We start from the raw sequence: 12,778 nt of genomic DNA on the forward strand, positions 1-12,778 counted from the left end.
CGAGGACGTGAGGATGGGCCGGATCCAGTGATCACCCTGGTGCTCGGTGGAGCGCGCAGCGGCAAATCGGAGTTCGGAGAAAGACTGGCCGCGGCGCTGCCCCAGCCGGTCACATACCTCGCCACCGCTGATCCCGAAGGCGACGAGGACTTCGCCGCTCGTATAGCCGCGCACCGGGCCCGCCGGCCCCCCGGGTGGCGGACCGTCGAATGCGGCGACGACCTGCCGGGTGCGCTCAGGTCCCTCACCGGTCCCGTCCTGGTGGATTCCCTCGGGACGTGGGTCGCATCCGTGGCGGGCTTCGCTGCTGACACATCCGGGTTGTGCGCGGCACTGACCGCGCACGACGCAGACGTGATAGTGGTCTCCGAAGAGGTGGGAATGGGAGTGCACCCCTCGACCGAGGTGGGCGGCCGGTTCCGTGACTCCCTCGGGTCGGCCAACCAGGCCGTCGCCGCCGTCGCCGGCGACGTGTTCCTCGTGGTCGCCGGGCGCGCACTTCGCCTCGAGTCAGCCGAGACCGCGGCCAGGAGATCGCTGTGACGTTGCGTTCGGCCGTCTCGTTCCTGACCCCGCTCGGCGGTGTGAGCGCGCCCGGTCCGCGGACCCTGGATTGGTTCTGGCTCGTAGGGGCCGGCCTCGGCGCGGCGGTCGGGGGCATCTGGTTGGGAGCCGCTCACGCCTGGCCGAGACCGCTCGCCGCCGGCGTGGCGGTCGCCGCCGACCTGGCCCTCACGGGGATGCTTCACTTCGACGGCCTGCTCGACAGCGCCGACGGTCTGCTTCCCCCGGTGTCGAGGGCCCGCCGGCTCGAGATCATGTCCGGCCCGGACGTCGGCGCTTTCGCCGTCGGCACCGGGGGGGCGGCGCTTCTCCTTCGGTGGGCAGCGCTGTGGGTGCTGCGCCCGACGGTCCTGCTCGTCGCCGGGCTGTGGTGTCTGTCGCGATCCGCGATGGCGTTCGCCGCGCGTACCCAGCCGTACGCGCGGGATCCCGAGGGAGGGGGCCTCGCCTCGGCGTTCGCCGGCCGATCGCGAGCGCTTCCCGCCGTCGTCGGCGTCGCGGTCGCGTTCGGCGCGGCATGCGCGTGGAGGCCCCTCGCCGGCGCCGTCAGCGTGATCGCCGCAGCACTCGCAGCAGGCGGCGTGGTGGTGCTGGCACGGCGGCGGCTCGGCGGCTACACGGGCGACGTGCTCGGCGCCTGTGGGTTTATGGCCGAAACGATCGGCCTGTTGGTGGCGGCCGCCCGGTGGTGAGCCCATCGACGCGCGCTGCGTCCGTCGCGGCCGGGCTCCTCGCCGACCACCTGATCGGCGAGCCGCCCGCGCGCTTGCATCCGGTTGCACGTTTCGGGTTCGCCATGGACGACCTCGAGCGCCGGATGCACGCCGATCGTCGCCGGCGCGGGGCCGCCTACGCGGCGGCCGGCGTCTCCGGTGCCGCCGGCGCCGGCGCCTTGTTGTCGACCGTCCTTCGCAAATGGCCGTGGCAGACCGTCACCGTCGCGACTTATGTCACCGTCGCCGGCCGGGCGCTCCGCGAAGCCGCGGCTGCCGTGGCAGCGCCCCTCGACGCCGGAGATCTCGACGCCGCCCGCGCCGCGCTGCCGTCGCTGGTAGGCCGCGACCCGTCGAACCTCGACGAGAAGGGCATCGCCCGCGCGGTCGTCGAGTCCCTCGCGGAGAACACGGTCGACGCCGTCGTGGCCCCCGCCCTCTGGGCTGCCGCGGGTGGGGTACCCGCCGCTTTCGTGTACCGCGCCGTCAACACGCTCGACGCCATGGTCGGGCATCGCTCTGCGCGCCACCGCAACTTCGGCTTCGCGTCGGCGCGCCTCGACGATGCTGCCGGCTGGATCCCCGCGAGGGTCACGGCCGCGCTCGTGGCGGCGGTCCGCCCCCGCTCGACCTCCGCGGTCTGGCGGGCCGTGCGGGACCAGGCGCCTGCGCACCCGTCACCCAACGCCGGCGTGGCGGAAGCCGCGTTCGCAGCCGCCTTGGGCGTCACGCTCGGCGGCGACAACGTCTACGACGGACGCGTGGACGCCAGACCGGTGCTCGGCTACGGGCCGCCGGCCGTAGCGGGCGACATTCCCCGCGCGTCGCGCCTGGCCCGCGACGTCACAGCCGGCCTGGCCGCGACTCTCGCGCTACCGGCCGCGGTGCAGACGATGGGTGGGCGGAATGGGTAGCCCAGCTCCCCGGCCGGCGAATCACGGCGGCGACGGGGCGCTCCTTGCGGCCGCGCTCGGCATCGCGGTCGACGAGGTGCTCGACCTCTCCGCGAGCCTGAACCCGGTCGCGCCGGACCCGGTGCCGGTGATCGCGCGGCACCTCGATGCGATCGGCCGCTACCCCGACGAATCCCGGGCCACGGCGGCACTCGCAGCAGCAATCGGGGTGGACGAGAACCTTCTCGTGCTCACCAACGGGGGAGCGGAGGCGATCGCTTTGGTCGCCGCCGACATGGGGACGGGGTGGGTCGACGAGCCGGAGTTCTCCCTCTACCGCCGCCACATTCGTGTGCTCGACCCGGCGGGGCCGCGATGGCGATCCAACCCGCACAACCCGACTGGCATCCTTGCGGAACCGCACGAACAGGCCGGGGTGTGGGATGAGGCGTTCTGGCCTCTCGCCACCGGTACGTGGACCCGCGGCGACGCCGGCGGCAAAGCGATCGTCGTCGGTTCGCTGACGAAGCTCCTCGCCTGCCCGGGGCTGCGCGCGGGTTACATCATCTGCTCCGACGATTCGACGGCGCATCGGCTGCGCCGCCGGCGCCCGGAGTGGTCCCTCAACGGTCTCGCGGCTGAAGCACTCCCCGAGATGCTTCTCGGTGTCGACCTTCCGCTGTGGCAGAAGCTCACGGCGGAGCTGCGCCATGACCTGTCGGAGATCCTCCGCGGCGCGGGTTTCGAGCCCGGGCCATCGGACGCCAACTGGCTGCTCGTCGGCGCCGCCGCCCTCAGGGATCATCTCGCCCGCCACGCGATCCTCGTGCGCGACTGCAACAGCTTCGGCATGCCAGGCACCGTGAGGATCGCCGTACCAGGCTCCGCCGGCCTCGAACGGCTCGAAGCCGCCCTCCGAACGTGGGAGCCGGCAGCGTGAAAGGCGCGCTCATGGTCTGCGGCACTGCCAGCGACTCCGGGAAGAGCACCGTCGTGGCCGGGCTCTGCCGCGTGCTCGCCCGGCGAGGTGTGCGCGTTGCACCGTTCAAGGCGCAGAACATGGCGCTCAACTCCGCCGTGACTCGTTCGGGCGCGGAGATCGGCCGGGCGCAAGCGGCGCAAGCGCACGCAGCCGGGGTCGAGCCGGAACCCGCGATGAACCCGATCCTGCTCAAGCCGTCGAGCGACCGTGTCAGCCAGGTAGTCGTCATGGGCCGGCCCTGGGCGACCCTCGACGCCGCGGCCTATCAGGAGGCGAAGCCACATCTGTGGGACATCGTGCGCGAGCAGCTCGCCGACCTGCGCCGGCGGTTCGACGTCGTGCTCTGCGAGGGCGCGGGAAGCGCCGCCGAGATCAACCTCCTCGACGGCGACATCGTGAACCTGCGTCTCGCGCACGAAGCCGGAATCCGATCGCTCGTGGTCGGCGACATAGACCGCGGGGGCGTCTTCGCCGCGCTCTACGGGACGGTGGAGCTCCTCCCGGTGCATCTGCGCCGGACTGTCGGAGGCTTCGTCATCAACAAGTTCCGCGGCGACCCCGCGGTCCTCGAGCCCGCTCCCTCCGAGCTCGAACGCCTCACCGGCATCCCGACGGTCGGAGTGATCCCGTGGATCGACGCGCCCGTGCTCGACGCGGAGGACTCCCTGGATCTACGCCGGCTGCCCGTCGGAACCCCCGGTCGCGACTCGCTGGACGTCGCGGTGATCCGCCTCCCGCGCATCTCGAACTTCACCGACATCGAGGCGATCGCCCTGGAACCGAAGGTGAACGTGAGGCTGGTCGATCATCCGGCGACCCTCGGCAGACCCGACCTGCTCGTCGTCCCCGGCACGAAGGCCACCGTCTCGGATCTCCGCTGGCTGCGCGAGAGCGGCCTGGCCGCCGCCGTGTCCGAGGTCGCGTCCAACCACCCGGGCACCACGATCCTCGGGATCTGCGGCGGGTACCAGATGCTCGGCGAGAAGATCGAGGACTCGGTCGAGGCGCCCACCCCGCAGATCGTGGAGGGGCTCGGCCTCCTTCCCGTCAGCACCGTGTTCAACAAGGAGAAGACGGCGCGCCTGCGCAGCGGGGTCGCGTTCGGCGAGACGGTGGAGGGCTACGAGATCCACCACGGCGAGACGCCGGCCGCCCGACCCTGGATGAGCGTGGAGGGCGCGGACCAAGACGGTTCATCGGCAATGGAGGGCAGGATCCTCGGTACCAGCCTCCACGGCCTGTTCGAATCGGACGGGTTTCGCCGGGCGTTCCTCCAGACCGTCGCCGCCCGAACAGGCAAGCAATGGACTCCCGGCGACGTCTCGTTCTCCCTGGAACGCCAGGCGCGGGCCGACCGGATCGCCGACACCCTCGAAGCACACCTCGACATCGACGCGGTGACACGGCTGATCCTCGAAGGTCATCAGTGATCCTCTTCCTCACCAACGCCCCGAGCGAGATCCTCGCCCTTCGCTCCATCGTCGAAGGGCTTCCCGAGGACTTCCCACCTGTTCGCGCGGCCAACCCGGCCTTGCTGGACCAGCCCCCGGACCTCGCCGCTGTCACGCTCGTGTTGGTGCGCCTCCTCGGTGGGGCGAGTGCGTGGCCGCCGTTCGTGGAGCTGCGCCGGCGGTGCAGCGAGTCGGGCGTGCCGATGATGGCGTTCGGCGGGGAGGCGGCACCCGACGCTGAGATGACAGCCGCCTCGAGTGTCGCCAGCGCGACAGTCGCGCAGGCATTCGAGTACCTCGTCCACGGCGGCTTGGCGAACCTCGAGAACCTTCTGCGGTTCGTGTCCGACACCGTGTGCATGACCGGCTTCGGGTTCGAACCTCCCCGCGAGGTCCCGGCCACGGGCGTGTACTACCGCAGCCCCGAGCGCGACGGGTGCCCGCACGTTGCCGTCCTGTTCTACCGGGCGCACCTCATCGCCGGGAACACCCGCTTCGTCGACGACCTCTGTGCGGCCCTCGAGTCGAGAGGAGCCCTGGTCACCGCCATCTGGTGCTACACGCTGCGGCCCGCCGCGGACGGATCGGTAGAAGCACTGGAGGCCATTGCCCAAGCGCGACCGGCATGCCTGGTGACCACCGTCTTGGTGTCGGGGGGATCGTCAGCCGGCGGGACCGGTTGGGACGCAACAGCGCTCGGCCGCCTCGGCATCCCGGTCCTGCAAGCCGTCACCGCGACCGTCGCGCGAGCCGACTGGGAAACGGCGCCGGCGGGCCTCGGGCCGATGGACGTGGCCATGCGCGTGGCCATCCCCGAGTTCGACGGGCGCATCATCTCCGTCCCGTTCTCCTTCAACGAGGAAGTCGACGACGGCGACACCCTCGGCACGCCGGTCAGCGCTTACCGCACCGTCCCCGATCGGGTCTCGCGCGTCGCGGGAACAGCGGTACGCCTCGCACGGTTGCGCGACACACCCGTCGAGCGACGGCGCATCGCGGTCGTGCTCTCCGCCTACCCCACCCGCCGCAGCCGCATCGGCAACGCCGTCGCCCTCGACACGCCCGCTTCGGTCATCAAGCTCCTCGAGGCGCTGCGCGCCGGCGGGTACCGGGTCGACCGGATACCGGCCGGCGGCGACGCTCTGATGGGGGAGCTCATCGACGCCTTCAGCTACGAGCGCGAGGTCATGACGGCCGAACAGCTGCAGCGGGCTCCCGGGCGCTGGCCGGCGTCGGCGTACAGGGCCTGGTGGGAGGGGGTGCCCACATCGGTCCGGGCCGAGGTCGAGCACGCATGGGGACCCGCGCCGGGCGACGTCTACGTCGATCCCGCCACCGGTGACCTCGCATTCGCCGGGATCGACCTCGGCGGCGTGCTCATAACCGTCCAGCCGCCGCGCGGCTTCGGTGAAAACCCCGTGGCCGTCTACCACTCACCCGACCTGCCCCCCACGCATCACTACCTCGGCTTCTACCGGTGGCTGGACGAGGGCTGGGGTGCGCACGCGATCATCCACGCCGGCAAGCACGGAACCCTGGAGTGGCTGCCCGGCAAGGGCGTCGGCCTGTCGAGCTCCTGCTATCCCGACCTGGCGCTCGGGGACGTGCCGCTCGTGTACCCGTTCGTCGTCAACGACCCCGGCGAGGGCACCCAAGCCAAGCGGCGCGCCCACGCCGTGATCGTCGACCACCTGCTCCCCCCGATGACCCGGGCCGACTCCTACGACGAGACGACGCGCCTCGAGCAGCTGCTCGACGAGCACGCGCAGATCGCCTCGCTCGACCCGTCGAAGCTACCTGCGGTCCGCAAACAGGTCTGGGATCTCCTCGTGTCCGCGGAAATGCACCGCGACCTCGGCATCGACCAGGCGCCCGAGGGCGCCGAGTTCGACGACCTGATCAACCACGTCGACGGCTACCTGTGCGAGCTCAAGGACGCGCAGATCCGCGGCGGCCTGCACATTCTCGGAAACGCCCCGGCGGGGGAGGAGCGGATAGACATGCTCCTCGCGCTGACCCGGTTGCCTCAGGGATCGACGCCGTCTCTTCGCGCGGCCGTCGCCAGCCGCCTCGGGGTGACGCTCGGCGACGGCGCCGGGCGCGCCGCGGTCGACGCGGTCGAAGCGGAGTGCCGGCGGTTGCTCTCCAAGGAGGCCGAACCGGCCGGCGAGATGGAAGCGTCGGTGTTGAGGTGGGTAGACGAGACGGCCTCGCCGGCGCTGGACAGGACGCCCGACGAGATACGGGCGATCCTCTCAGCGCTCGACGGTCGGTGGGTCGAGCCGGGCCCCAGCGGGGCGCCCACGCGCGGGATGGCACACGTACTGCCCACCGGCCGCAACTTCTACTCCGTGGACCCCAAGGCGATTCCCTCGCGCCTCGCCTGGGAGGTCGGCTCCGCTCTCGCCGACAGGCTCCTGTCGCGACACCTCGACGAGGAGGGGCGGTACCCGTCGACCATCGGCCTGGTCGTGTGGGGCACCGCGGCGATGCGAACCGGAGGAGACGACGTAGCCGAAGCCCTTGCGCTGCTCGGTGTGCGGCCCGTGTGGCAGGAGGAGTCGGGACGGGTGACCGGGCTCGAGGTCATCCCAGAGGCGGAGCTGGGCAGGCCGCGCGTCGACGTCGTGCTGCGGATCTCCGGATTCTTCCGGGACGCCTTCCCTCACGTCATCGCGCTCCTCGACGAGGCTGTCGAGTTGGCGGGCTTTTCGGCCGACGGGGATCCCCGGATCTTCGGGGCCAAGCCGGGGGCGTACGGCTCGGGCATCCTCCCGCTGCTCGAGAGCCGCGACTGGCGAAGCGACGAGGACCTCGCGGCCGTGTACGAAGCGTGGAGCGGCTACAGCTACGGCCGTGCGGCCATGGGTGCGCCTGCCCACGAGGCCATGCGCCGGCGCTTCGCCCGCATCGAGATCGCGGTCAAGAACCAGGACAACCGCGAGCACGACATATTCGACTCGGACGACTACCTGCAGGACCACGGAGGGATGATCGCAACGGTCCGTGCGCTGAGTGGCCGGTCTCCGAAGGCGGTTTTCGGCGACTCCTCGGACCCGGCCCGGCCCCGCGTGCGCGACCTGTCGGAGGAGGCGGCGAGGGTGGTCCGCACACGGGTGCTCAACCCGAAGTGGATATCAGCGATGACCCGTCACGGGTACAAGGGTGCGTTCGAGCTGGCCGCGACCGTCGACTACCTGTTCGGCTACGACGCGACCGCCGGCATCGTGGAGGACTGGATGTACGAGCGGGTGACGGAGGCGTACGTCGGCGACCCGGAGATCCGGAAGTTCCTGGAGAGCTCGAACCCGTGGGCGCTGCGGGCCATGGCCGAGCGGCTGCTCGAGGCCAACGACAGGGGTCTTTGGGACGCGAGCGATCAGTCGTTGTCGACGCTTCGATCCGCGGTGCTCGAGGCGGAGGGATGGGAGGAGTCGCGATGAGGCAGCTGCCGTTCTCGGCCGTGGTGGGGCAGGAGGACGCCAAGCTCGCCCTACTCCTGAACGCCATCGACCCGAGGATCGGGGGAGTCCTCCTGAGAGGCGAGAAGGGCAGTGCCAAGTCGACTCTCGCGCGTGGGCTCGCGGCGTTGTTGCCGGGCGGAGCGCCCTTCGTCGAGCTTCCGATCGGGTCTACCGAGGACAGGGTCGTCGGGACCCTCGACGTGGCGACCGCCCTTGCCGGCGGCGGGACGCGGTTCGCCCCCGGCTTGCTCGCCGACGCGGACGGGGGAGTCCTCTACGTGGACGAGATCAACCTGCTGCCCGATCACCTGGTGGACGTGCTGCTCGACGTGGCGGCCAGCGGCGTCAACCGCGTCGAGCGCGAGGGAATCTCGCACTCCCACCCCAGCCGCTTCCTTCTGATCGGGTCCATGAACCCCGAGGAGGGGGACCTGAGGCCGCAGCTGCTCGACCGCTTCGGTCTCGCGGTTGACGTCCGGTCCTTCGACGACCCGGGCGACCGGGCTGCGGCTGTGCGCCGGCGGCTCGAGTTCGACGAGGCCCCCGAGGAGACGATCGCGTCGTTTGCCGGCGAGGAACGCGAGTTGGCACAGCGGCTCGCGTGCGCCCGCTCGGCTCGGCTTCCCGGCGACCTGCTCGAATCCGTCAGCGCCCTCTGCGCGTCGGTAGGGGCGGAAGGTCTGCGCGCCGACCTCACGATCTGCCGCGCCGCGGCGGCCCTCGCCGGATGGGAAGGGCGCGACACGGCCGACCCGGACGACGTGAGACGGGTCGCTCCACTCGCACTCGCACACCGGGCGCGCCGCGACCCGCTCGACCCCGCCGGGATCCACACCGAGCAGCTCGAGCAGGCGATGGACGAGCACCTCGGCGACGCCGGCGACGACGGCGACGGCGCACCCGACGCCGCCGAGCGCGACCGGCCGGAGATCGAAACGCCGGCCGGTGCTGTCACCCGCCTGGCAGCCGCGCGCGACCGCCGCCAGAGCGCCCCGGCGACGGGCCGGCGCACGCCCGCCGAGGCGCGGCGCGGGCGCGTCATCGGCGAGCGCATCCCGGACGGCCCCGTCCAATCCGTCGCGGTCGGGGGGACGGTCCGCGCCATGGCCGCACGCGTGGCCGACGACGACGCGCCTCCGGGCGTGCAAGCCGGCGACATCAGGGAATCGGTGCGCGAGGTGAAAAGCGCCAACCTGGTCGTCATCGCCGTCGACGCCTCCGGTTCGATGGGCGCGGCGCAACGCTTGGAGGCGGCGACCAAAGCGGCTCTCGGCCTGCTGCTCGACGCCTACCAACGGCGGGACCTGGTGTCGCTGGTCGCGTTCCGCGGCGACACGGCGGAGGTCCTGCTCCGCCCGACGAGCAGCGTCGAGGTCGCCAAAGCCAGGCTGGGCGCGGCAAGAACCGGGGGTAGAACGCCGCTGGCCTCAGGCATCAGGGAGGCGCTCGCGGTGGCGACGGCGCCGGCGCGCGCTGCGACCCACAGGCCCCTGCTGGTGCTCATCACCGACGGGCGCGCCACCTCGGCTCCGAAGGGAGCGGACCCGGTCGAGGCGGCGGCGGAAGCCGCGAGCGCGGTGCGGCGCGCCGGTGTTGACGCGGTCGTCGTGGACGTAGAGGGTGCGGGTGGCGGGTCAAGGCTGGGCCTCGCCCGGGAGCTCGCTGAGAGGATGGGAGCGCGCCACCTGACCGTCGACGAGTTGACGCCGCAGGCGATCGAAAGAGCGGTGCGGCCGTAGATGCACGGGTAGGGTCGCCGTCATGCGTCTGTTGATGGTGGCCTCTCCCGGGGCCGGCAAGGGCACCCAAGCCGTGCGCCTCGCGAGCCATTACCGGATCGCCCACCTCTCCAGCGGCGACCTGCTCCGCAAGGAGGTGGCCGCTGGCAGCGCCATCGGGCGGATCGCCGCGGGGTACGTGGCCCGCGGGGACCTGGTGCCGGACGAGCTGGTGATGCAAATGCTCGTCGGCCCGGTCAGGCGAGCGGTCGAAGCGGGAGGCTACGTGCTCGACGGGTTCCCGAGGACCGTGCGCCAGGCGGAGGAGGCGCACGCCTGGGCGAAGCAGGAGAGCGGCGCCGAGCTGCAGGCCGTTGTGCACCTCGTCGTGTCCCGCCCCGAACTTCGCCACAGGATGCTCGCCCGAGCCGCCGCCGAGGGCCGGACCGACGACAACGAGGAGACGATCGACCACCGTCTCGACGTTTACGACAGCGAGACCGAACCGCTCATCGGCTACTACGCGAGCCGCGGCCTCGTAGTCGACATCAACGGCGAGCAGACCGTCGACGGCGTGTTCGCCGACATCATCGCTTCGATCGAAGCCGTGCGCGCCGGGCGCACGTAGGGCGCTTAGCGCAGCTGGACCGCTGGGCCCGACGACACGATCTCGCCGCCACGGATCTTCACCCGCCACGGTGCCTTGGTGATCCCGTAGGAGTGCCATGCCGGCGAAGACATGACGACCGTGACCCCCGGGGGCGCGAGCCTGGCGACCGCCCGCGGGCTGTCTGTCGCCGGGTCGGGAGTCACGATCACATCCGCGGCCGTCGCCCGCGCCCAGCACTGCTTGCACTCCCGGCAGCTGGACGTGAGGAACACCAGGTCGACGTCGGCTCCCGAGAGGTCCACGGCGATCGCTTCCGATCCGGCGGTCACCCCCTCGACCGCGGGCGCCGGCCCGCTCGCGACGGGTCGCGACGTCGCCGGCGCCGGCGCCGGGGCCGGAGGTCGTTGACGCCCGAGAGCAGCGCGCAGCGCGGACCTGAAGTTCATTCACGCGAACCGTAACCGTCTCCGACGGTCCTGGCCGCGCGACGGTCCCTCTTTTCCCGGAATCGACCTCAAAGCCCCGCCCGTGCAAGTCTGCGAGTCGTGAAGATAGGAGTCTTGGGAGCCACCGGGCCCGCCGGCCAGGCGGTAGCCGTCCAGTTCGCGGCCGTAGGCCACGACGTCCTCGTCGGGTCGCGCGCTGTCGAGCGCGCCGAGGAAACGGTCGCCGCTCTTACCGAGCGGTGGGCCGGCCGGGCCCTCGCGCTGCACCCGGCCGACAACGACGCCGCCTCCTCCGCGGACCTCGTCGTCGTCGCCACGCCATGGGAGGGTGTCCTCACCACAGTGTCGGCGCTCGCCGGCAAGCTCGACGGCAAGATCGTGGTGTCCATGGCGAACGCCCTCACGCGGTGGGGCCGCGACATGATCCCTCTCCTCCCACCGACGGGTTCGGTCACCGTCGCGGTCGCGCGGGCGATCCCGCTTTCTCGGGTCGTGGGAGCGTTCCACCACCTTCCCGCCGGACCGTGGAGCGACCTGGATCACCAGCTCGACGCCGACGTGATGGTCTGCTCGGACGACCGGGCCGCGGCCGGCGAGGTGATAGCGCTGATCGACTCGCTTCCCGGGCTTCGCGGTGTCGACGCCGGCGGGCTGGCGAGCGCTCTCGCCATCGAGGCGCTCACGCCGGCGCTGCTCGAGGTGAACCGCCGGTACAAGACCCACGCCGCCATCCGCCTGACCGGCCTGCCCGACCGGGAAGGGACCTCCCGGGAACAGCCAGGCTCACGGGAGGGTTGAACCCAGCCGTGCTGCTGTACGAGACCGCCCGCCGGGCCGTCGTGCCCTTCGAGGCCGACCACACGGTCCGGATGTACACGTGCGGCATCACGCCATACGACTCGGCGCACCTCGGCCACGCCGCGACCTACATCGCCTACGACGTGCTGCAGCGCCGGCTGCGCGACCTCGGCCACGAGACGCACTGCGTGCGCAACGTCACCGACGTCGACGACGACATCCTCCGAAAGGCGCGGGAGCTGGGTGTGCACTACCTGGATCTGGCGGCAGAGGAGGTCAGTCGTTTTGATGCGGACATGGCGGCGCTCGGGTTGCTGCCGGCGTTCTCGGAGCCGCGGGCGACATCCGCGATCCCCGACATACTCGGGTTCATCGGCATGGTCCTCGAGTCGGATCACGCGTACCAGTCGGGCGGTGGCGTGTACTTCGACGTGTCGTCGTTTGAACGGTTCGGCCAGTTGAGCCACCTCGACCGCTCCGCGATGCTGGAGCTGGCCGCCGAGTGCGGCGGCAACCCCGACGACCCGAACAAGCGGGACCCGCTCGACTTCGTCCTGTGGCAGCCGTCCGCGCCCGACGAGCCGGCGTGGCAGTCGCTGTGGGGTCCGGGGCGTCCGGGGTGGCACATCGAGTGCTCCGCGCTGGCGCTGCGCGAGCTGGGGGAGACCATCGACATCCACGGCGGCGGCTCGGACCTGATCTTCCCGCATCACGAGTGCGAGGCGGCGCAGTCGGAGGCTGTGACCGGCTCGCCGTTCGTGCGCCACTGGATGCACGCCGGCATGGTCCGCCTCGACGGGACGAAGATGTCCAAGTCGCTCGGCAACCTCGTGTTCGTGCACGACCTGCTCAAGGACTGGCCACCCGCCGCCATCCGCCTTGCTGTCATAGCCAACCACTACCGCAGCGAATGGGACTGGACCGACCGGTTGATGCCCGAAGCGGCACAGCGGCTCGAGCGGTGGCAGGCCGGTCGTTCCGGCTCGGGAGAAGCGGCGCTCGAATCGGTGCGCGCCGTTCTCGACGACGATCTCGACACGCCGGCGGCGCTCGCCGCGATCGACGCTGCCGCCGGCGAGGGCCGTGACGTGTCGAAGGCCGCAGCCCTCCTAGGTGTCACCTGGTAGCGGGTCTGCGGA

Annotated in this window: 11 protein-coding genes; 10 read left to right on the plus strand and 1 reads right to left on the minus strand. The window is 71.5% G+C overall.

What is annotated here, in order from left to right; all coding sequences use genetic code 11:
* Positions 1 to 27: 27 nt before the first annotated feature.
* From VNF71_10180 to VNF71_10215, 8 genes are read left to right on the plus strand one after another with little or no spacing between them, the layout of a single operon-like run.
* Complete coding sequence (locus VNF71_10180) at positions 28 to 543, plus strand: bifunctional adenosylcobinamide kinase/adenosylcobinamide-phosphate guanylyltransferase (GenBank protein HVA74917.1); 516 nt, start codon at positions 28 to 30, stop codon at positions 541 to 543.
* Positions 540 to 1,256 carry an adenosylcobinamide-GDP ribazoletransferase gene (locus VNF71_10185; protein ID HVA74918.1) on the plus strand — a complete coding sequence of 239 codons (717 nt, stop codon included), beginning with the start codon at positions 540 to 542 and terminating at the stop codon, positions 1,254 to 1,256. Before VNF71_10180 ends, VNF71_10185 begins: the two co-directional genes overlap by 4 nt.
* On the plus strand, positions 1,253 to 2,191 hold the full coding sequence (cbiB, locus tag VNF71_10190) for an adenosylcobinamide-phosphate synthase CbiB (GenBank protein ID HVA74919.1): 939 nt from the start codon (positions 1,253 to 1,255) through the stop codon (positions 2,189 to 2,191). Before VNF71_10185 ends, cbiB begins: the two co-directional genes overlap by 4 nt.
* On the plus strand, positions 2,184 to 3,110 hold the full coding sequence (locus tag VNF71_10195) for an aminotransferase class I/II-fold pyridoxal phosphate-dependent enzyme (protein ID HVA74920.1): 927 nt from the start codon (positions 2,184 to 2,186) through the stop codon (positions 3,108 to 3,110). Before cbiB ends, VNF71_10195 begins: the two co-directional genes overlap by 8 nt.
* Entirely contained in the window at positions 3,107 to 4,582 is a 1,476-nt protein-coding gene (locus VNF71_10200; protein ID HVA74921.1) for a cobyric acid synthase, read from the plus strand. The genes VNF71_10195 and VNF71_10200 overlap by 4 nt, the downstream gene beginning before the upstream one ends.
* Positions 4,579 to 8,046, plus strand: a complete 3,468-nt coding sequence (locus VNF71_10205; GenBank protein ID HVA74922.1) for a cobaltochelatase subunit CobN — start codon at positions 4,579 to 4,581, stop codon at positions 8,044 to 8,046. The genes VNF71_10200 and VNF71_10205 overlap by 4 nt, the downstream gene beginning before the upstream one ends.
* Positions 8,043 to 9,806 carry an ATP-binding protein gene (locus tag VNF71_10210; protein ID HVA74923.1) on the plus strand — a complete coding sequence of 588 codons (1,764 nt, stop codon included), beginning with the start codon at positions 8,043 to 8,045 and terminating at the stop codon, positions 9,804 to 9,806. Before VNF71_10205 ends, VNF71_10210 begins: the two co-directional genes overlap by 4 nt.
* Positions 9,807 to 9,828: 22 nt before the next feature.
* A complete protein-coding gene (locus VNF71_10215; GenBank protein HVA74924.1) occupies positions 9,829 to 10,413 on the plus strand; it encodes an adenylate kinase in 585 nt (194 codons plus the stop codon).
* Between the two features lie 5 nt (positions 10,414 to 10,418).
* Here the strand turns inward: VNF71_10215 and VNF71_10220 are convergent, their stop codons facing one another.
* A complete protein-coding gene (locus VNF71_10220; GenBank protein HVA74925.1) occupies positions 10,419 to 10,841 on the minus strand; it encodes a hypothetical protein in 423 nt (140 codons plus the stop codon).
* A 99-nt stretch (positions 10,842 to 10,940) separates the two neighbouring features.
* Here VNF71_10220 and npdG point away from each other — a divergent pair, with 99 nt between their 5' ends.
* Positions 10,941 to 11,639 (plus strand): NADPH-dependent F420 reductase, encoded by a 699-nt coding sequence (npdG, locus tag VNF71_10225; protein HVA74926.1) that lies wholly within the window; start codon positions 10,941 to 10,943, stop codon positions 11,637 to 11,639.
* 8 nt (positions 11,640 to 11,647) lie between these two features.
* Complete coding sequence (gene cysS / locus VNF71_10230) at positions 11,648 to 12,766, plus strand: cysteine--tRNA ligase (GenBank protein HVA74927.1); 1,119 nt, start codon at positions 11,648 to 11,650, stop codon at positions 12,764 to 12,766.
* Positions 12,767 to 12,778: the final 12 nt, after the last annotated feature.

The sequence above is a fragment of the Acidimicrobiales bacterium genome (assembly GCA_035533095.1).
Lineage (GTDB): Bacteria > Actinomycetota > Acidimicrobiia > Acidimicrobiales > Palsa-688 > DATLUM01.

Excerpts from the sequence above, each read along its gene's own strand:
- VNF71_10195 (HVA74920.1), top strand. The coding sequence starts at position 2,184 with ATGGGTAGCCCAGCTCCCCGGCCGGCGAATCACGGCGGCGACGGGGCG.
- VNF71_10210 (HVA74923.1), top strand. The coding sequence starts at position 8,043 with ATGAGGCAGCTGCCGTTCTCGGCCGTGGTGGGGCAGGAGGACGCCAAG.
- VNF71_10215 (HVA74924.1), top strand. The coding sequence starts at position 9,829 with ATGCGTCTGTTGATGGTGGCCTCTCCCGGGGCCGGCAAGGGCACCCAA.
- VNF71_10220 (HVA74925.1), bottom strand. The coding sequence starts at position 10,841 with ATGAACTTCAGGTCCGCGCTGCGCGCTGCTCTCGGGCGTCAACGACCT.